The 19,126-nt window shown below is 55.5% G+C and carries 22 protein-coding genes; 15 read left to right on the top strand and 7 right to left on the bottom strand.

Annotated elements, in window-relative coordinates; translation table 11 throughout:
* Positions 1 to 147: 147 nt before the first annotated feature.
* From ulaA to ACTJJA_RS11505, 6 genes are read left to right on the top strand one after another with little or no spacing between them, the layout of a single operon-like run.
* A complete protein-coding gene (gene ulaA, locus ACTJJA_RS11530; protein ID WP_238459651.1) occupies positions 148 to 1,548 on the top strand; it encodes a PTS ascorbate transporter subunit IIC in 1,401 nt (466 codons plus the stop codon).
* Positions 1,549 to 1,560: 12 nt separating this feature from the next.
* Positions 1,561 to 1,866, top strand: coding sequence for a PTS ascorbate transporter subunit IIB (ulaB, locus tag ACTJJA_RS11525; RefSeq protein ID WP_000218355.1), 306 nt, complete (start codon positions 1,561 to 1,563; stop codon positions 1,864 to 1,866).
* Between the two features lie 9 nt (positions 1,867 to 1,875).
* A complete protein-coding gene (gene ulaC / locus ACTJJA_RS11520) occupies positions 1,876 to 2,343 on the top strand; it encodes a PTS ascorbate transporter subunit IIA (RefSeq protein ID WP_010427452.1) in 468 nt (155 codons plus the stop codon).
* A gap of 12 nt (positions 2,344 to 2,355) precedes the next feature.
* Positions 2,356 to 3,006, top strand: coding sequence for a 3-keto-L-gulonate-6-phosphate decarboxylase UlaD (gene ulaD, locus ACTJJA_RS11515; RefSeq protein ID WP_097535427.1), 651 nt, complete (start codon positions 2,356 to 2,358; stop codon positions 3,004 to 3,006).
* Between the two features lie 9 nt (positions 3,007 to 3,015).
* A complete protein-coding gene (locus tag ACTJJA_RS11510; protein WP_010427449.1) occupies positions 3,016 to 3,876 on the top strand; it encodes an L-ribulose-5-phosphate 3-epimerase in 861 nt (286 codons plus the stop codon).
* Entirely contained in the window at positions 3,869 to 4,555 is a 687-nt protein-coding gene (locus ACTJJA_RS11505) for an L-ribulose-5-phosphate 4-epimerase (protein ID WP_440668065.1), read from the top strand. The genes ACTJJA_RS11510 and ACTJJA_RS11505 overlap by 8 nt, the downstream gene beginning before the upstream one ends.
* A 140-nt stretch (positions 4,556 to 4,695) precedes the next feature.
* Here ACTJJA_RS11505 and yjfY read toward each other — a convergent pair whose 3' ends face one another.
* On the bottom strand, positions 4,696 to 4,971 hold the full coding sequence (yjfY, locus tag ACTJJA_RS11500; RefSeq protein WP_010427445.1) for a DUF1471 family protein YjfY: 276 nt from the start codon (positions 4,969 to 4,971) through the stop codon (positions 4,696 to 4,698).
* Positions 4,972 to 5,314: 343 nt separating this feature from the next.
* On the opposite strand from yjfY, the gene rpsF reads away from it, so the two are divergent.
* The 5 genes from rpsF to ACTJJA_RS11475 all read left to right on the top strand — a co-directional run bounded on the left by rpsF (position 5,315) and on the right by ACTJJA_RS11475 (position 7,836).
* Entirely contained in the window at positions 5,315 to 5,710 is a 396-nt protein-coding gene (rpsF, locus tag ACTJJA_RS11495; RefSeq protein ID WP_014068637.1) for a 30S ribosomal protein S6, read from the top strand.
* A 6-nt stretch (positions 5,711 to 5,716) separates the two neighbouring features.
* Positions 5,717 to 6,031 (top strand): primosomal replication protein N, encoded by a 315-nt coding sequence (gene priB / locus ACTJJA_RS11490; RefSeq protein WP_008502895.1) that lies wholly within the window; start codon positions 5,717 to 5,719, stop codon positions 6,029 to 6,031.
* 4 nt (positions 6,032 to 6,035) lie between these two features.
* The gene (gene rpsR / locus ACTJJA_RS11485; protein ID WP_000135199.1) at positions 6,036 to 6,263 is read left to right on the top strand and encodes a 30S ribosomal protein S18; all 228 of its coding nucleotides are present in this window, start codon (positions 6,036 to 6,038) and stop codon (positions 6,261 to 6,263) included.
* Positions 6,264 to 6,304: 41 nt separating this feature from the next.
* Positions 6,305 to 6,754 carry a 50S ribosomal protein L9 gene (rplI, locus tag ACTJJA_RS11480; protein WP_008502894.1) on the top strand — a complete coding sequence of 150 codons (450 nt, stop codon included), beginning with the start codon at positions 6,305 to 6,307 and terminating at the stop codon, positions 6,752 to 6,754.
* A gap of 152 nt (positions 6,755 to 6,906) precedes the next feature.
* Positions 6,907 to 7,836, top strand: coding sequence for a DMT family transporter (locus tag ACTJJA_RS11475; protein ID WP_440668063.1), 930 nt, complete (start codon positions 6,907 to 6,909; stop codon positions 7,834 to 7,836).
* A gap of 45 nt (positions 7,837 to 7,881) precedes the next feature.
* Here ACTJJA_RS11475 and ACTJJA_RS11470 read toward each other — a convergent pair whose 3' ends face one another.
* Positions 7,882 to 8,517, bottom strand: a complete 636-nt coding sequence (locus ACTJJA_RS11470) for an OapA family protein (RefSeq protein ID WP_089599117.1) — start codon at positions 8,515 to 8,517, stop codon at positions 7,882 to 7,884.
* Positions 8,518 to 8,749: 232 nt separating this feature from the next.
* Between ACTJJA_RS11470 and fklB the strand changes: the two genes are divergently transcribed.
* Together fklB and cycA are read left to right on the top strand one after the other, a co-directional pair.
* Positions 8,750 to 9,370 carry an FKBP-type peptidyl-prolyl cis-trans isomerase gene (gene fklB / locus ACTJJA_RS11465; protein WP_168927638.1) on the top strand — a complete coding sequence of 207 codons (621 nt, stop codon included), beginning with the start codon at positions 8,750 to 8,752 and terminating at the stop codon, positions 9,368 to 9,370.
* 311 nt (positions 9,371 to 9,681) lie between these two features.
* Entirely contained in the window at positions 9,682 to 11,091 is a 1,410-nt protein-coding gene (gene cycA, locus ACTJJA_RS11460) for a D-serine/D-alanine/glycine transporter (RefSeq protein ID WP_108417884.1), read from the top strand.
* A gap of 96 nt (positions 11,092 to 11,187) precedes the next feature.
* Here the strand turns inward: cycA and ytfE are convergent, their stop codons facing one another.
* On the bottom strand, positions 11,188 to 11,850 hold the full coding sequence (gene ytfE / locus ACTJJA_RS11455) for an iron-sulfur cluster repair protein YtfE (protein WP_440668060.1): 663 nt from the start codon (positions 11,848 to 11,850) through the stop codon (positions 11,188 to 11,190).
* Positions 11,851 to 12,095: 245 nt separating this feature from the next.
* Here ytfE and ACTJJA_RS11450 point away from each other — a divergent pair, with 245 nt between their 5' ends.
* Positions 12,096 to 13,745, top strand: a complete 1,650-nt coding sequence (locus tag ACTJJA_RS11450) for a methyl-accepting chemotaxis protein (protein ID WP_440668058.1) — start codon at positions 12,096 to 12,098, stop codon at positions 13,743 to 13,745.
* A 79-nt stretch (positions 13,746 to 13,824) separates the two neighbouring features.
* Here ACTJJA_RS11450 and ACTJJA_RS11445 read toward each other — a convergent pair whose 3' ends face one another.
* From ACTJJA_RS11445 to ACTJJA_RS11435, 3 genes are all read right to left on the bottom strand, one after another.
* The gene (locus tag ACTJJA_RS11445; protein WP_440668056.1) at positions 13,825 to 14,790 is read right to left on the bottom strand and encodes a DMT family transporter; all 966 of its coding nucleotides are present in this window, start codon (positions 14,788 to 14,790) and stop codon (positions 13,825 to 13,827) included.
* Positions 14,791 to 14,865: 75 nt separating this feature from the next.
* Positions 14,866 to 15,690 carry an AraC family ligand binding domain-containing protein gene (locus tag ACTJJA_RS11440; protein WP_440668054.1) on the bottom strand — a complete coding sequence of 275 codons (825 nt, stop codon included), beginning with the start codon at positions 15,688 to 15,690 and terminating at the stop codon, positions 14,866 to 14,868.
* 81 nt (positions 15,691 to 15,771) lie between these two features.
* Positions 15,772 to 16,620 carry an SDR family oxidoreductase gene (locus ACTJJA_RS11435; RefSeq protein WP_440668052.1) on the bottom strand — a complete coding sequence of 283 codons (849 nt, stop codon included), beginning with the start codon at positions 16,618 to 16,620 and terminating at the stop codon, positions 15,772 to 15,774.
* An 84-nt stretch (positions 16,621 to 16,704) separates the two neighbouring features.
* Here ACTJJA_RS11435 and ACTJJA_RS11430 point away from each other — a divergent pair, with 84 nt between their 5' ends.
* Complete coding sequence (locus ACTJJA_RS11430) at positions 16,705 to 17,091, top strand: winged helix-turn-helix transcriptional regulator (RefSeq protein ID WP_440668050.1); 387 nt, start codon at positions 16,705 to 16,707, stop codon at positions 17,089 to 17,091.
* An 83-nt stretch (positions 17,092 to 17,174) separates the two neighbouring features.
* Here the strand turns inward: ACTJJA_RS11430 and ACTJJA_RS11425 are convergent, their stop codons facing one another.
* Complete coding sequence (locus ACTJJA_RS11425) at positions 17,175 to 19,118, bottom strand: bifunctional 2',3'-cyclic-nucleotide 2'-phosphodiesterase/3'-nucleotidase (protein WP_440668048.1); 1,944 nt, start codon at positions 19,116 to 19,118, stop codon at positions 17,175 to 17,177.
* Positions 19,119 to 19,126: the final 8 nt, after the last annotated feature.

Here is a 19,126-nt window from a genome sequence, read left to right as displayed (position 1 = left end):
AAAATCATTACTAACACCATGGAAATAATTTGCGTGATACGTCACAAATAATCAAATCCAATCTTGTGGTGATTATTTGTGATTACTAGAGTGATGGCACCAACCACACAGGGATTGCCCCTCGTGTTCTCATTTCTGGAGAGAGTTATGGAGATCCTCTACAACGTCTTTACCGTGTTCTTTAATCAGGTAATGACCAACGCCCCGCTGCTGCTGGGTATCGTGACGTGCCTGGGCTATATCCTGTTGCGAAAAAGCGTCAGCGTGATTATCAAAGGCACTATCAAAACCATTATTGGTTTTATGTTGCTGCAGGCGGGTTCAGGCATTCTGACCAGCACCTTTAAGCCGGTCGTCGCCAAAATGTCGGAAGTGTATGGTATTAACGGCGCTATCTCTGATACCTACGCATCCATGATGGCGACCATTGAACGCATGGGTGATGCCTATAGCTGGGTGGGGTATGCGGTTCTGCTCGCGCTGGCCCTGAACATCATTTACGTTTTGCTGCGCCGTATTACCGGCATTCGCACCATCATGCTGACCGGCCACATCATGTTCCAGCAGGCGGGGCTGATTGCGGTTTCTTTCTATATCTTCGGCTACCCAATGTGGACCACGATTATCTGCACCGCGGTGCTGGTTTCGCTCTACTGGGGTATCACCTCCAACATGATGTACAAGCCAACCCAGGAAGTGACTGACGGCTGCGGCTTCTCCATCGGTCACCAGCAGCAGTTCGCCTCCTGGATTGCTTACAAAGTCGCGCCGTACCTGGGCAAAAAAGAAGAGAGCGTTGAAGACCTCAAGCTGCCGGGCTGGCTGAATATCTTCCACGACAACATCGTTTCAACGGCGATTGTGATGACCATCTTCTTCGGCGCCATTTTGCTCTCCTTCGGCATTGACGTCGTTCAGGCGATGGCGGGTAAAACCCACTGGACGGTCTATATCCTGCAGACCGGCTTCTCCTTCGCGGTGGCCATTTTCATCATCACTCAGGGTGTACGTATGTTTGTCGCCGAACTGTCGGAAGCCTTCAACGGTATCTCCCAACGCCTGATCCCTGGCGCGGTGCTGGCGATTGACTGTGCTGCTATCTATAGCTTTGCGCCAAATGCGGTGGTCTGGGGCTTTATGTGGGGCACCATCGGCCAGCTGATTGCGGTAGGCATCCTGGTTGGCTGCGGCTCCTCAATCCTGATTATTCCTGGCTTTATCCCGATGTTCTTCTCCAACGCCACCATCGGCGTGTTTGCTAACCACTTCGGCGGCTGGCGCGCAGCGCTCAAGATCTGCCTGGTAATGGGCATGGTTGAAATCTTCGGTTGCGTGTGGGCGGTCAAGCTTACCGGTATGAGCGCCTGGATGGGCATGGCGGACTGGTCAATTCTGGCACCGCCGATGATGCAGGGCTTTGCCTCCATCGGACTGGTCTTTATGGCCGTCATCATTCTGATTGCACTGGCTTATATGTTCTTCGCTGGCCGTTCTCTGCGAGCTGAAGAAGATGCGGAAAAACAAACAGCAGAAGTGTCTGCTCATTAAGGAGTTTCGATTATGACCGTACGTATCCTGGCTGTATGTGGCAATGGGCAAGGCAGCTCCATGATCATGAAGATGAAAGTGGATCAGTTTTTAACCCAGTCAAACATCGACCACACGGTGAACAGCTGCGCAGTGGGCGAATACAAAAGTGAGCTGAACGGCGCAGACATCATCATCGCTTCTACCCACATCGCCGGTGAGATCACCGTGACGGGCAACAAATATGTGGTGGGCGTACGCAACATGCTGTCGCCTGCGGATTTCGGCCCAAAACTGCTGGAAGTGATCAAAGAGCACTTCCCTCAAGACGTGAAGTAAGGACGAAACATGAAATTACGTGATTCGCTGGCAGAAAATAACGCCATCCTTTTGCAGGCGGAGGCCAGCACCTGGCAGGAGGCGGTGAAGCTGAGCGTGGATCTGCTGGTTAAGGCTGACGTTGTCGAGCCGCGTTACTACCAGGCCATTCTTGATGGCGTGGCGCAGCACGGCCCTTACTTTGTGATTGCGCCAGGCCTGGCCATGCCGCACGGCCGCCCTGAAGAGGGCGTGAAAAAAACCGGCTTTGCCCTTGTGACGCTGAAAACGCCGCTGGTGTTTAACCATGAAGATAACGACCCGGTCGACATCCTGATCACCATGGCCGCCGTGGATGCCAACACCCACCAGGAGGTGGGCATCATGCAGATCGTTAATCTGTTTGATGATGAAGCCAATTTTGACCGTTTACGCGCCTGCCGTACCGAGCAGGAAGTGCTGGATTTAATTGATAACGCCACTGCGGCGGCAGTCTAAGAGGAACTGAATATGTCATTACCAATGTTGCAGGTTGCGCTGGATAACCAAACGTTGTCCCACGCTTACGAAACTACCCGTCTGATCGCGGAAGAAGTGGACATCATCGAAGTGGGTACCATTCTGTGCGTGGGTGAGGGCGTTCGCGCCGTTCGCGACCTGAAGGCGCTCTATCCGCATAAAATCGTGCTGGCAGATGCCAAGATCGCCGATGCAGGCAAAATCCTTTCCCGCATGTGCTTCGAAGCGAATGCTGACTGGGTCACCGTGATCTGCTGTGCAGATATCAACACCGCGAAAGGCGCGCTGGACGTAGCAAAAGAGTTTAACGGCGACGTGCAGATTGAACTGACCGGCTTCTGGACCTGGGAGCAGGCGCAGGCGTGGCGCGACGCGGGCATTCAGCAGGTGGTTTACCACCGTAGCCGTGATGCGCAGGCTGCAGGCGTGGCGTGGGGTGAGGCGGATATCAGCGCCATCAAACGTCTGGCGGATATGGGCTTCAAAGTGACCGTCACCGGCGGCCTGGCGCTGGAAGATCTGCCGCTGTTCCAGGGCATTCCAATTCACGTCTTTATTGCCGGTCGTAGCATTCGTGATGCGGCGTCTCCGGTGGAAGCGGCGCGTCAGTTTAAACGCTCAATCGCTCAGCTTTGGGGCTAAGGAGCGGGTATGTTGTCAAAACAGGTCCCGCTTGGCATCTATGAAAAGGCACTCCCTGCGGGGGAGTGCTGGCTGGAGCGGTTGCAACTGGCAAAACAGCTGGGCTTCGATTTTGTCGAAATGTCCGTGGATGAAACAGACGAGCGCCTCTCTCGCCTCGACTGGAGCCGTGAACAGCGGCTCGCACTGGTGAGCGCCATTGCTGAAACGGGAGTGCGCGTGCCGTCCATGTGTCTGAGTGCCCACCGCCGTTTTCCGCTCGGCAGCGAAGATGATGCCATACGCGCGCAGGGGCTGGAGATCATGCGTAAAGCCATTCGCTTTGCGCAGGATGTCGGTATCCGCGTGATCCAGCTGGCGGGTTATGACGTTTACTATCAGGAAGCCAACGATGAAACGCGCCGTCGTTTTCGCGATGGTCTGAAAGAGAGCGTTGAGATGGCAAGCCGCGCGCAGGTCACGCTGGCGATGGAGATCATGGACTACCCGTTGATGAACTCCATCAGTAAGGCGCTGGGCTACGCGCACTATCTCAATAATCCATGGTTCCAGCTTTATCCCGATATCGGCAACCTGTCGGCATGGGATAACGACGTACAGATGGAGCTGCAGGCGGGCGTCGGTCATATCGTGGCGGTGCACGTCAAAGATACCCGTCCAGGCGTATTCAAAAATGTTCCGTTCGGCACCGGGGTGGTGGATTTCGAACGGTGCTTTGAAACGCTCAAACAGACGGGTTATTGCGGGCCTTACCTGATTGAGATGTGGAGCGAAACGTCAGCCGACCCGGCTGCCGAAGTCGTGAAAGCGCGGGACTGGGTGCGCGAACGTATGGCGCGGGCGGGATTGCTGGAGGCTGAACATGCTTAAGCTTAAACAGCAGGTCTTTGAAGCCAACATGGATCTGCCGCGCTATGGCCTGGTCACGTTCACCTGGGGCAACGTGAGCGCTATCGATCGCGAGCAAGGTCTGGTAGTGATCAAGCCGAGCGGTGTGGCGTATGACACCATGAAAGCTGAAGATATGGTGGTGGTGGATCTCGAAGGGCGTGTCGTTGACGGCAAATGGCGGCCTTCATCAGATACCGCAACCCATCTGGCGCTGTTTCGGCGTTATCCGTCCCTTGGCGGCGTGGTGCATACCCACTCCACGCACGCGACTGCCTGGGCACAGGCGGGGCTGCCCATACCGGCACTTGGAACGACGCATGCGGACTACTTCTTTGGCGACATTCCCTGCACGCGCGCGTTAACGCAGGCTGAAGTGGAAGGCGAGTACGAGCTCAACACCGGGAAGGTCATCATCGAAACGTTGGGGGAAAGTGAACCGCTGCATACGCCGGGGATTGTGGTGTACCAGCACGGTCCGTTCGCCTGGGGTAAAGATGCTCACGACGCGGTACATAATGCCGTGGTGATGGAAGAGGTGGCCAAAATGGCGTGGATTGCCCGCGACATCAATCCACAGCTTCAGTGCATTGATGATTACCTGATGAACAAGCATTTCATGCGTAAGCATGGCCCGAATGCCTATTACGGGCAGAAGTGAATAAGTGCTCTGGAATACCAAAAACAGTTGTAACCGGTGGTATTCCGGAGCCATTCACAAAAAAAAGCCCCCGGGCAGGGGGCAAGTCAAACTATGGCTATGTTCTCTTTGTTGGCTTTCCTGGTGCTAGCGTTAAAGCGTTATCGGTAAATATCTGCACTGGCGTGCATGTTGCCGTTGCTGCCGGGCTCACGGGTTAACATCACGTGATAATAGGTTGCGCCCTGGGCATCGGTTTCTTCGTTTAATGCCTGATCTGCTTCACTTTCCGTGGCGAAATTATGATTGATGTAAATTACGCCCAAGCTTTGCACATCATCCATGTTTCTGGCCTGTCGGCTGTCTATCTTGATGGCTGCCATCGCGTTTGCACTGAGCAAAAGCGCCGCCATTATGGCTAATGCGATTTTTTTCATGATATGCGCTCCACGACTGCGTGCTGTGTGACGGTTTGTCCTGCTCCTTCTCGGTTTAGATGGGCTCTGATTAAAGTGTAATCGCTTATCGCTGCGCGATGGGTGACCATTTCTGATGGTGTTGTTCAAAAAAACAACGCTTCTCGGTGTGATTAATTTTAAATCACCGACTTAGACCCGCTTCGCGCTTTGTGCGAATTATTTGTGCAATCAGCTTGAGTTTCCAGGGGCGCGCAAGTATTATGACGCGTCAATTTTTCAGCCGACCTTTAACACGTTCCTTGCCTCCCCGGGCCTCGGCTGACCCAGACAGGAGGCTGAATAATCCGTAAGGAGCAATTCGATGCGTCATTACGAAATCGTTTTTATGGTCCATCCTGACCAGAGCGAACAGGTTCCGGGTATGATCGAGCGTTACTCTGCTGCCATCACTGGTGCAGAAGGTACGATCCACCGTCTGGAAGACTGGGGCCGCCGTCAGCTGGCTTACCCGATCAACAAACTGCACAAAGCACACTACGTTCTGATGAACGTTGAAGCGCCGCAGGAAGTGATCGATGAGCTGGAAACTACCTTCCGCTTCAACGATGCCGTTATCCGCAGCATGGTTATGCGTACCAAAAACGCAGTTACCGAAGCATCTCCGATGGTTAAAGCGAAAGACGAGCGCCGTGAGCGTCGCGATGATTTCGCAAACGAAACCGCAGATGATTCTGATGCTGGGGATTCTGAAGAGTAATTTCTGATGACCAACCGTCTGGCGTTGTCCGGCATCGTATGCAGGGCTCCCCTTCGAAAGGTCAGTCCATCAGGAATTCCGCATTGCCAGTTCGTGCTTGAGCATCGTTCTGTGCAAGAGGAAGCCGGGTTTCACCGGCAGGCGTGGTGCCAAATGCCCGTTATTATTAGCGGACACGAAAACCAGGCCATTACTCACAGTTTAACGGTCGGTAGCGCAGTAATCGTTCAGGGGTTCATCTCTTGCCACAAGGCAAAGAACGGCCTGAGCAAAATGGTTCTGCATGCCGAGCAGATTGATTTGATAGATTCTGGAGACTAGCCATATGGCACGTTATTTCCGTCGTCGCAAGTTCTGCCGTTTCACCGCGGAAGGCGTTCAAGAGATCGACTATAAAGATATCGCAACGCTGAAAAACTACATCACCGAAAGCGGTAAGATTGTCCCAAGCCGTATCACCGGTACTCGTGCAAAATACCAGCGTCAGCTGGCTCGCGCTATCAAACGCGCTCGCTACCTGTCCCTGCTGCCGTACACTGATCGTCATCAGTAATCGGGCACGGTCCATTAATACGACTTTAAGAGGATAAGGTAATGCAAGTTATTCTGCTTGATAAAGTAGCAAACCTGGGCAGCCTGGGTGATCAGGTTAACGTTAAAGCGGGTTACGCACGTAACTTCCTGGTTCCACAGGGTAAAGCTGTTCCAGCTACTAAGAAAAACGTTGAGTTTTTCGAAGCACGTCGCGCTGAACTGGAAGCCAAACTGGCTGACGTTCTGGCGGCTGCTAACGCTCGCGCTGAAGCAATCAACGCACTGGGCACTGTTACCATCGCGTCTAAAGCTGGCGACGAAGGTAAACTGTTCGGTTCCATCGGTACCCGCGATATCGCTGATGCAGTTTCTGCAGCAGGCGTTAAAGTGGCTAAGAGCGAAGTTCGTCTGCCGAACGGCGTTCTGCGTACCACTGGTGAGCACGAAGTTGACTTCCAGGTTCACAGCGAAGTGTTCGCTAAACTGGTTGTTAACGTAGTAGCTGAGTAATTTTTTACTCTGCTCACGTCGAAGCGCCGGCCTTGTGCCGGCGTTTTGCTTTTCTGGGGGATCAGAATTCATCATTTCTTCTTGTATGGTAGCCATTCCTGTCGCATTCTCTGATAATAAATTGAAACGCAATTTTATTTATGAGATTTGTCATGGATACCGCTCTGCCCACGCCTGCCTTTGCTCGCCGAAATGTGGCCTATGCCTGCGCCACGCTCTGCTGTCTGCTCTGGGGTAGCTCCTACCCGGCCATTAAAAGTGGTTATGCGCTTTTCCAGATCGCAACCGATGATATTCCATCGAAAGTGGTGTTTGCCGGATACCGGTTCCTGTTTGCCGGTGTGTTGCTGCTGCTGTTTGCATTGGCCCAGAGAAAACCGATTGGCAGGCTTACGCCCACGCAGTTTGGCCAGCTCACCATCCTCGGCCTGACCCAGACGACTATTCAGTACACTTTCTTCTATATAGGCCTGGCCTACACGACGGGGGTGAATGGTTCAATCATGAACGCCACTGGAACCTTCTTCAGCGTACTGTTGGCGCACTTTATCTACCACAACGACAAACTCAGCTATAACAAAACGCTGGGCTGTATTCTCGGGTTTGCCGGGGTGATGTTGGTGAACTTCCACAGCGGGTTAAGCGATTTCCAGTTTGTCTGGAATGGTGACGGGTTTGTGGTGCTGGCTGCTTTTATTCTCTCCGCTGCCACGCTTTACGGAAAACGCATCTCCCAGACCGTCGACCCCACGGTGATGACCGGCTGGCAGCTGGCTATCGGTGGACTGGTGTTGGTGGGTGGCGGATATGCAACAGGCGGAACGCTGGAAGTGCACAGTATGAAGGCCATCGCCGTGCTGGGGTATCTGACGCTGCTCTCATCCGTAGCCTTTGCGCTGTGGAGCGTGCTGCTGAAAGTAAACCGCGTCAGTATGATTGCGCCGTTTAACTTCGTTGTGCCGGTGGCAGGCACAGTCTTATCCGCCATTTTCCTCGGGGAGAATATCCTGGATATCAAATATGCGATTGCTCTGGTATTGGTCTGTTCGGGGATCTGGTGGGTGAATAAGCGGAGTGCCTGAGAACAGTGTGCCGGGTGGCGGCTACGCCTTACCCGGCCTACAGAGCTAGCGTGCGCGAATAAAACTGCCGTCGGTCTGACGGGTAAACAGCACCTGCTGGCCATTACCGGTATCGATCGTCAGGCCGGTCACCACGCCGCTGGCGTTCTGGCGGATCTGCACCATCTGTCCATTTTGCAGGTTGCTCAGCGGCTTGCCTGCGCCTTCCACCTGCGCCATAGCATAGACATCCGTAGCAGGCAGGTTGTGGTCGCGGAACAGCTGCGCGAGCGTTTTACCCGGCTCAACGCGATAGGAACGCCACTGCTGTTCAATGCCTGTCGGTTGCTGAACCTGTGGCGCAGCGGCCTGCTCCTGCGGTTGTTCTTCCTGAACGGGTTCAGGCTCTACAGGTGCGACCTGGCCCGGATCGTTGGATGGCGTCACCAGCTGCGTCTGCATGGGCTGCGCGTCAGGCTGAGGTCGCGTTTGCGACTGGATATCCAGCTGCGCATTGCGGGTCACCGGCGCGGTATCAACGTCGTCGCCGCCAGAAGGAAGCAGGAAGCCCACGATCACCAGCAGTGCGCCAATGATAATGCCTCTGCGGTGCATAGGGGGCAGCGGGTCCATAATGCGAAAATTGTCTGGCGCCTGCCAGATTTTCGCCAGGGTAGGTTTCAGTTCAAATCGCCCGGGCATGGCTCTCCTCCTGCTCCGCGTCTTTTTTATCCTGTCCTGAGAAGTGTAGTTTGCTAACTGCCTGATGGGCGTAACAAAGCCAGCTTTCGTGACACATATTTGGGAAAATCCTGACTGGCTCTATTGTTTCTGTTTCGCCGCAGTTTGTCACCTTTACTTAAGACAAAGTTTTACCCATAAGGGCATGGCTGATATGCTGCCCGCTACTTTAAATGTGATGGAAGGAAAACCCATGACCACCCCGACTTTTGACACTATCGAAGCGCAGGCAAGCTACGGCATCGGCTTGCAGGTAGGACAGCAGCTGAGCGAATCCGGCCTGGAAGGTCTGTTACCGGAAGCGCTGGTGGCGGGTATCGCTGACGCGCTGGCAGGCAATCATCCGGCTGTTCCGGTTGACGTGGTGCACCGCGCGCTGCGTGAAATTCACGAACGTGCTGACGCTGTGCGTCGCGCGCGCTTCGAAGAGATGGCAGCAGAAGGCGTGAAATATCTGGAAGAGAACCGCGAGCGCGAAGGCGTGAACAGCACCGAATCGGGCCTGCAGTTCCGCGTGATCAACCAGGGTGACGGCGCGATCCCGGCACGCACCGACCACGTTCGCGTTCACTATACCGGCAAACTGATCGACGGTACCGTGTTCGACAGCTCTGTTGCACGCGGTGAACCGGCTGAATTCCCGGTTAACGGCGTTATCGCGGGCTGGATCGAAGCGCTGACCCTGATGCCTGTTGGCTCCAAATGGGAACTGACCATTCCTCAGAACCTGGCCTATGGCGAGCGTGGCGCGGGTGCGTCCATTCCGCCATTCAGCACCCTGGTCTTTGAAGTCGAGCTGCTGGAAATCCTGTAATCGGCTTTTCTTATTTCCTCTCTCCGTCCGGGGAGAGGAAAATAGTGATAAAACCTATAGTTACGACGCAATCAACATTTTATCTTGCAAACGAAACTGTTGCGTGTATTTTTGTGAGCTGTTTCGCGCTGTATGAGTGATATGACACTCACTTTCAACATATTATTAACATAATATTCAAATCATAGTATTCATCCCGCCGATTCTTACCTAATATCGATTAGCCCTTACAAGGGACCGTCATTCTTTGACGTATTTAAAGGCCAGAAGAGCCTTAACAACACAGACAGGCATAAACAGGAAAATATCACATGGTAGATCAGGTCAAAGTCGTCGCCGACGAAGAGGCGTCGTCTGAACAGTCGCTACGGCGCAATCTCACAAACCGTCATATTCAGCTTATCGCTATCGGGGGGGCCATCGGTACCGGGCTGTTTATGGGGTCAGGCAAAACCATCAGTCTTGCCGGGCCGTCGATCATCTTCGTTTATATGATCATCGGTTTTATGCTTTTCTTCGTGATGCGCGCAATGGGTGAATTGCTGCTCTCGAATCTCGAATACAAATCCTTTAGCGACTTTGCTTCCGACCTTCTTGGGCCATGGGCGGGCTATTTTACCGGCTGGACCTACTGGTTCTGCTGGGTTGTCACCGGTATGGCTGACGTTGTGGCCATCACGGCGTACGCGCAATTCTGGTTCCCCGGCCTCTCGGACTGGGTGGCTTCGCTGGCGGTGATTGTCCTGCTGCTGAGCCTGAACCTCGCCACCGTGAAAATGTTCGGCGAGATGGAGTTCTGGTTCGCGATGATTAAAATCGTCGCTATCGTGGGGCTGATTGTTGTGGGTCTGGTGATGGTGCTGACGCATTTCCAGTCGCCAACCGGCGTTCAGGCATCATTTACCCATCTGTGGAATGACGGCGGTTGGTTCCCTAAAGGCCTCAGCGGCTTCTTTGCGGGCTTCCAGATAGCGGTGTTTGCGTTTGTCGGGATTGAGCTGGTGGGCACCACGGCTGCGGAAACCAAAGATCCGGAGAAATCCCTGCCGCGCGCCATTAACTCCATTCCGGTGCGTATCATCATGTTCTACGTCTTCGCACTGATCGTGATTATGTCCGTGACGCCGTGGAGTTCGGTGGTGCCAACCAAGAGCCCGTTCGTTGAGCTGTTCGTGCTGGTGGGTCTGCCGGCTGCCGCGAGCCTGATTAACTTCGTGGTGCTGACTTCAGCGGCTTCATCTGCAAACAGCGGCGTGTTCTCCACCAGCCGTATGCTGTTTGGTCTGGCGCAGGAGGGCGTTGCCCCGAGTGCGTTTGCCAAGCTGTCTAAACGTGCAGTACCGGCGAAAGGGCTGACCTTCTCCTGCATCTGCCTGCTGGGCGGTGTGGTGATGCTCTACGTCAACCCGAGCGTGATTGGCGCGTTCACCATGATTACCACGGTTTCTGCGATCCTGTTTATGTTCGTCTGGACCATCATCCTGTGCTCGTACCTGGTGTACCGCAAACAGCGTCCACACCTGCATGAGAAATCGATCTACAAGATGCCGCTGGGCAAGCTGATGTGCTGGGTATGCATGGCGTTCTTCGTCTTCGTGCTGGTGCTGCTGACGCTGGAAGATGATACTCGTCAGGCGCTGATCGTCACGCCGCTGTGGTTTATCGCGCTGGGGCTGGGCTGGATGTTTATCGGTAAGAAACGGATGGCTGGCGTAAGGTAAAAGCAAAACGGCAACTTCGGTTGCCGTTTTTAGTTTTTGCACCCTCTCCCCGTGGGAGAGGGCCGGGGTGAGGGCATCAGGCCGCAGCGGCCTTTTTTATTCCCCGGCCAATGCCCGCGGGAACAGCACGTTATTCTCAAGACTGATGTGTTCCATCAGGTCGTCGATCATCTCGTTAATGCCGTTGTACATCGCTTTCCAGGTCGTGCACGCTTCTGGCGGCGGCGTGACGTTGTGGGTGGTGTGCTTGATCACCTCCAGCAGTTCGCCCGCGTCATCGTGCTCGCTTTCCATCACGCTGATAGGCCCCATCGCCTGGCTCCCCATGCCCTGTTTAATCATCGGGAAGAGGATCTGCTCTTCTTTCATCATGTGGCTGGAAAGCTCTTCGTGCAGCATGGTCAGGTATTTTGCCAGACCGCGCGGTACGGAAGGTTTGTCGGCGTGAACGCGCTCAACTTTCGTTGCCTGCAGGATCAGCTCCGGCAGCTGTTCACGGTGACGGTCATGGTAACGCACGATGATGTGGTCGATGATTTCCACGAGCGGTGCGGTGCGCCAGTCTTTATCGATGGGCTGCTCGGCCAGCTGTGCCAGCTCGGCTTCAATCACTTCGACATCCAGCTCTTTACGCGACGCTACGCGCGCCAGCGTTTGCTTACCGCCGCAGCAGTAATCCATATCGTATTTACGAAACAGCGCAGAAGCGCGAGGGATGGAGAGCGCCAGCTCGCCCAGGGGTTGGTCGCGGAAAGCCATAGCAGTTACCTCGTCATGAATAATATAAGATGCATATTAAATGCATCTTTAAGGCGAGGCTATAACCCTTTAGAGGGAAGGGAGAGAATGCGATGTGGATCACAAAAAAATGTCTCTTTTAACTCACTGAATGGACATAAGAAAGTGCTTTAGAAAGTTTTTAAAGGTGTAGAAACAGTAAACAACGCGCCGAGCCTGCCGATAGATACACGTCAGACAATACCTGCATATAAAAAAGGCAACGCATGTTTAAACGTATAAAAGTCATTACCCTTCTGATTTCGGTGCTGCTTGTGCTCGGCATCATGCAGCTGATCTCTGCCGGCATTTTCATCAATGCGCTGAATAACGATAAAGAGAACTTCACCGTTTCTCAGCTTTCCAGCCAAAACGTCGCGGAATTTACCGACGCCTGGATCAGCCTGAACCAGGCGCGCGTGACCCTGAACCGCGGGATGCTGCGCCTGCAAAGCAGCATGGCGTCGCAGATCAACGGCGGACAATTGAACGAACTGGTTAACACCGCAAAAAACCTGCTGGCAGATGCCCAGGCCCATTACGACAAATACTATGCTTTGCCAAATACGCCGGGTCTGGATGAGAAACTGGCTGAGCGGCTGGAAGAGCAGTACCGGATTTACTCTGCAACGCTGACGCAAATGAACGTTCTGCTGGGCCAGGGTAATCTGGAAGATATGTTTAAACAGAACGCTGAGCACAAGCAGACGGCGATGCAAAAGGTCTACCGCGAGTGGCGTGAGGCGCAGGCCGCGCTCACTGATAAAGGCATTCAGGATAACGAAAGCGACTATAAGCGCATCCTGTGGATCCTTTCTGCCGTCATGATTCTCGTCATTGCGGTGATTATCTCCAGCTGGATTGCGATGCGTCGCGTGCTGCTGCTGCCTCTGGAGGACGTCATCAACCATATCCGCGCCATTGCTGCAGGGGATTTGACCCAGCCGATTCAGGCACAGGGTAAAAACGAAATGGCGATCCTGGCCCGCAACGTACAGGAGATGCAAACGTCGCTGGCGAACACCGTGGGCGTGGTGCGTGAAGGCGCAGACACCATATACACCGGCGCGGGCGAAATCTCTGCGGGCAGCAACGATCTCTCTTCCCGTACCGAGCAGCAGGCCGCGTCTCTGGAAGAGACCGCTGCCAGCATGGAACAGCTGACCGCCACCGTGAAGCAGAACGCCGATAACGCGCGTCAGGCTTCCCGGCTGGCGCTGGATGCCTCCTCGACCGCGAAGAAGGGCGGCAACGTGGTGGAAGGCGTGGTACGTACGATGGACGAGATCGCCACCAGCTCAAGCAAAATTGCGCAAATTACCAACGTGATCGACGGTATTGCCTTCCAGACCAACATTCTGGCGCTGAACGCGGCGGTGGAAGCGGCGCGCGCGGGCGAACAGGGCCGTGGCTTTGCGGTCGTCGCGGGCGAAGTGCGTACCCTTGCCCAGCGCAGCGCCCAGGCGGCGAAAGAGATTAAGGCGCTGATTGATGATTCCGGCGAGCGCGTGAATGCGGGTTCTCAGCTGGTGAACGAAGCGGGCGCGACGATGGCAGAGATCGTCAATGCGGTCACCCGCGTCACCGACATCATGGGTGAAATCGCCTCGGCCTCTGACGAGCAGAGCCGCGGTATCGATCAGGTCGGTCAGGCGGTGGCGGAGATGGACCGCGTCACCCAGCAGAACGCCTCGCTGGTGGAGGAGTCTGCGGCGGCCGCGGCGGCGCTGGAAGATCAGGCTGCACGCCTGAACGAAGCGGTGGCGGTGTTTAAAATTACCCGCAACCAGGCTGTCAAAGCCGCCCCGGTGAAAACCTATGTACCGAAGGCGCAGCCTGTAGCGACCGCGTCTGAAGCGAACTGGGAAACGTTTTAACGGCTTGCCCGGTGGCGGCTACGCCTTACCGGGCCTACGGTTTTGTAGGCCCTGCAAGCGCAGCGCCGCTGGGCAATGCTCACATCTCCGACGCCGGAACGACCCTCGGTTTTTCCGGCTTCGCTCTTACCGCAATCACCACCCCAGCCACCAGCAATAAAATTCCACAGGCTGTTAACAGCGGCGGTACGCTCTGGCGCATCAGGAAGGTGTACAGCAGCCCGGCCAGGGTTTCGAAGACAATCAGCGGCCCTAAAATCACCGTCGGCAATTTCTGGCTGGCAATATTCCAGCACAGCGCGCCAACCCACGAGCACAGCACCGCAATCGCCACCATCAAGCCTACAAACAGCCACGGTCTTGGACCGAAGGGCTGGGCAAATTCCGGCTGTTGATGGCCTAACCAGATACACGCGCCGACATACCCCACGAGCGAGACGGGCAACGTCACCAGCGCCTGCGCTGTCGCCCACATCATCGGGTGCTTGTCCGGGTTCTCCCGCAGCCAGCGCGCGTTGCGCAGGGCATACCACGCCCAACACACCACGGAAATAAAGGCCAGCATGATGCCGGAACCGTAACGCCACAGGTCGACGTCCTCCAGCCCGTGGCTCAGCTCGGCAACGTTCACACATACCAGCCCTACGGCGATGCATACCAGTGCTGGGGCCATCTTTGACCAGGCCAGCTTGCCATCGCGGTGGCTGTAGAGCAGATTCGCGAACACAGGAATAACGACCGGCAGCGTGCCGATGATCATGGTCGACACCGGTGCACCGGTACGCTGTATCGCGCTTGCCAGGCAAACGTAATAGATGAGATTGCCCATCATGGTCAGCGCCAGCGCGGTCAGCCAGTCCTGGCGGCTAAGCTGGCGCAAGCGAGCCCGCCCCAGCCAGGCCAGAGGAAGGGCAATCAGCCCCAGCGCCAGATAACGTCCCGTGGACTGCAGTATCGCCGGGTATTCCGGCACTATCAGCGGGCCGACAAAAATCAGCCCCCACATCAAACCTGCAAGCAGGGCATACAACACGCCGCTAATCATTTTTCCATCCACATTGATTCACTTTGCACTCAGTGTAGGAGGGCGAAATAGGTGCGTATTGTATGAGATTGCGCATTAGCGCTGCGCAACCTGCTTTTGATAGCGCACCGGCGTAATGCCGTAGCGGCGGGTAAAGGCACGGGTTAGATGGGACTGGTCGGTCAGCCCGGTTGCGGCAGCCACTTCGGCGGCGGGCATGCCGTGGGTGAGGAACGCTTTGGCGCGCCACAGGCGGATCGCCATCAGCATTTGATGCGGCGTGAGGTGAAAATGGGCCTTGAACTGGCGCTGGAAATGGTACGGGCTGAGCGAGACAACATTTGCCAGCTCGTCCAGCGTCAGAGGGTGCATATAGTTATCGTGCAGATACTCGCGAACACGTTCGAACCGGTGCGCGCCTTCCTGAATCACCGGCGCGTGATGGGCTAACGGTCGGAACGTCTCAATCAGATCCAGCAGCATTCCTTTTTGTGCCAGCGGGTCGTTCGTATGCCACAGGCCGTAAATCAGCTGGCCGATTTGCAGCGAGCGCTGCGGGTCGTAGCGGGTGACGTCGCTAAACCACCAGTGACGCAGGCCGGTCACCTCTTCCAGCAGGTCGGGTTCGATATAGACCATCCGGTAGCGCCAGCCGTCTTCAGTGGCGGATTCCCCGGTGTGGATCTCGTCCGGGTTCATGGTGACAACGGATTTCTCGGAGGCGAGGTGCTGGGTACCGCGATAGCGGAAGCGTTCGGCGCCGGTTTCAATGGTGCCAATGCCGAAGGCTTCGTGCGTGTGAGGCTCAAAGGCGTAATCAGAGATATGTGCGTGATAGAGTTCCAGGCCAGGCAACTGCGCCAGATGGCGAAAGCGCGCGCTGTCTCTCTCATCAATGAACTGTTCCGGTACGCCTTGCACGGTGAGCCTCCTCGTGGGTCATCGCTTCATTATCAGAGATGACCCGAGGGGATGCCACAAAAAATAACCAATCCGTAACATTTACAGGATGGATTTGACGCTCTCCGCCAGCGTCGTCGTTGGGCGACCGATAAGCTTGCTCAGGGTACGGCTGTCGTCGAACAGGCCGCCTTTGGATGCGCCGGTGTCTGAATCCGCCAGCATATCCGCCAGCCCGGCAGGCAGGCCAACGCCCTTCAGCGCGGCGGCAAAATCGGCTTCGCTCAGGTTCTGATACGCCACCGGCTTACCGCTCTGCTTGCTCAGTTCAGCCGCCAGTTCGCTCAGCGTCCACGCGCTGTCGCCCGCCAGTTCATATACCTTACCTGCGTGACCTTCCTCAGAAACGACTTTAGCTGCAGCCGCCGCGTAATCTGCACGGGTCGCAGAGGCGATTTTGCCTTCGCCCGCGGCACCAATAAACACGCCATGCTCCAGCGCCGGCGGTGCGCTCGCCAGATAGTTTTCGGTGTACCAGCCGTTGCGCAGCAGGGCATATGGCACGCCAGACTCTGCCAGCGCTTTTTCGGTTTGGACGTGTTCCACGTGAAGACCGAGCGGCGATTTGTCCGCATGTAGTAGGCTGGTGTAGGCGATAAACTTCACGCCTGCCGCTTTGGCGGCGTTAATGACGTTCTGGTGCTGCGTGGCGCGCTGGCCCACTTCGCTGGAGGAGATCAGCAGCAGTTTATCCACGCCGTTCAGCGCAGTCGTGAACGCCGCCTGGTCGGTGTAATCCCCCTGACGAACCACAATACCCTGGTTGCTCAACGCTTCAGCTTTCGCGGGGTTACGCACAATAGCCACGATCTGGCTGGCTGGAACGGTTTTCAGCAGTTCTTCAATAACGAGCTGGCCAAGCTGGCCGGTAGCGCCGGTAATCGCGATCATGATGAATCTCCTTCGTGTTTGTCTGGTGTTGTGGCACACTAACATTGAAGCTAACTTTTAGTAAGTACGTACAAAAAGGTAAGTATGAAAAAGACCATTCCGACACTCAGCGAGCAAATGCGCGATGGCAATCTCTTCGCGGAACAGTGCCCTTCAAGAGACGTGCTTAAGCACGTCACCAGCCGCTGGGGCGTGCTGATCCTGGTGGCGTTACGCGAGGGTACCCATCGCTTTAGCGACCTGCGCCGCAAGATGGGCGGCGTGAGCGAGAAGATGCTGGCCCAGTCGCTTCAGGCGCTGGAGCAGGACGGATTTGTCGATCGCGTGTCATATCCGGTTGTGCCGCCGCACGTAGAGTATAGTCTGACGCCGCTGGGCGTTGAGGTGAGCGAGAAAGTGGCCGCGCTGGCGGACTGGATTGAGGTGAATACGCCGCAGGTGTTGGCTAATCGCGACGATCGTGCGGCGTAAAAGCCGGGTGGCGGCTTCGCCTTACCCGGCCTACCCGCAGTTCGTAGGCCGGGTAAGCGAAGCGCTACCCGGCACAATCACCGCTACTTGCTCAAATCCACCTGATAAATCGCGAACCCGATATCATCCGTTGCGACCTTCTTCATCGGATACTGCGCCTTATCCTTAATGAACGCGGCAGCTTTATCGGACGGCGAGGTTTCAAAGCGGATATCCAGTTTCGTATCGCTGTGGATCGGCGCCAGACGCCAGTTGTTATCCACTGCCGGATGAATTTCGCCCGCCTTCTTCGATTCCGCGCTAATCCACGCCGCCAGCACCGAGCGGTTCTCGTCCGGTGAAGCAAAAGCGATGTGGCTGTCACCCGTTCCGGCAAACTTACCGCCGTAGGCGCGGTAGTTATTGGTCACCACCAGGAAGGTGGCATTCGGGTCGATTGCCTTGCCGTTGAAGGTCAGGTTTTTAATACGTTCAGCCTGCGGATTAATGGTCTGGCACTCGCCGTCGTATCTGGCTGGCTGAGTAACATCAATCTGATACTCCACGCCGTCGATCACGTCGAAGTTGTAGGTGCGGAACCCGTCCCAGTTAATCAGCGACTGCGGCTTGCTGCTGTTCGGGTCAATCTGGTTGAACTGCCCGGCGGAGCATTCCAGCCACTCTTTCACCTCTTTCCCCGTCGCTTTGACGACGACCAGCGTATTCGGATAAAGATAGAGATCGGCGGCGTTACGGAAGGTCAATTGGCCTTTTTCGACTTCCACGTAGCTTGCCGGATCGTTCTTGCGTCCGCCCACCTTGAACGGTGCAGCGGCTGAAAGCACCGGCAGTTTTGCCAGATCCGGATCGCCCTGAACAAAGTGTTCGGCATAGGCTTTTTGCGCCATATTGACCACCTGAACGGTTGGGTCATCCTGCACCAGCGCCAGGACGCTATACATGTTGTCGGCGGATTTCCCAATCGGCTTGCCGACGAATTCACGGGTCGCATCGTGGTCATGCTTCAGCACGTCGACCAGCTTTTTATCTTCACCTGCCAGCGATTTTTTAGCCGCAGCGTCGTAAATCGGGCGCGCTTCGGCTTTTGACGGCGTCACCTTCCAGCTGCCGCCGTCGTTATTTAGCACCAGATCCACCACGCCGAGATGATCGCCCCACATCCCCGGCATCACCGACGGCACGCCGTTGAGCGTCCCTTTCTCGATATCCGCGCCTTTGATGCTGGCGAAATCTTTGCCCGGGAAGACCGCGTGAGCATGGCCGAACAGGATCGCGTCAACGCCCGGCACTTCGCTCAGGTAGTAAACGGAGTTCTCCGCCATTGCCTGATACGGGTCAGCGGAGAGACCCGAGTGGGCGACAACCACCACCAGGTCAGCGCCTTTCTCGCGCATTTCCGGCACATACTTGCGCGCGGTTTCGGTGATGTCGTTAACGGTCACTTTCCCGTCGAGGTTGGCTTTATCCCACGTCATGATCTGCGGCGGCACAAAGCCGATGTAGCCAATCTTCAGCGTCTGCTTATGACCTTCGCTGTCGACAACCTCGGTCTCTTTAATCAGGTAAGGAGTGAACAGCGGCTTTTGGGTCTTAACGTCGATGATATTGGCGTTAACGTACGGGAATTTGGCCCCTGCCAGCGCATCGTGCAGGTATGTCAGACCGTAGTTAAATTCGTGGTTACCAAGGTTGCCAACGGTGTAGTCCAGGGTATTCATTGCTTTATAAACCGGATGGATTTCGCCCTTTTTCAGCCCTTTCGCGGCCATGTAATCGCCCAATGGGCTACCCTGAATTAAATCCCCGTTATCGACCAGCACGCTGTTTTTCACTTCACCGCGGGCGGCGTTAATCAAACTTGCTGTGCGTACCAGTCCGAATTTTTCGGTAGGCGTATCTTTGTAGTAATCGAAGTCCATCATGTTACTGTGAAGATCGGTCGTTTCCAGAATACGAAGATCCACCGTTGCCGCCTGAACGCTGGCGGCCACCAACGTCGCCAGGAGCGTTGCGCTAAACTTAATCATCAGAAGAG

Source organism: Enterobacter sp. 22452 (genome assembly GCF_052045065.1).
Classification (GTDB): domain Bacteria; phylum Pseudomonadota; class Gammaproteobacteria; order Enterobacterales; family Enterobacteriaceae; genus Enterobacter; species Enterobacter mori.
The sequence above is the reverse complement of the archived record's forward strand: the minus strand, read 5'-3'. Positions and strand labels throughout refer to the sequence as shown.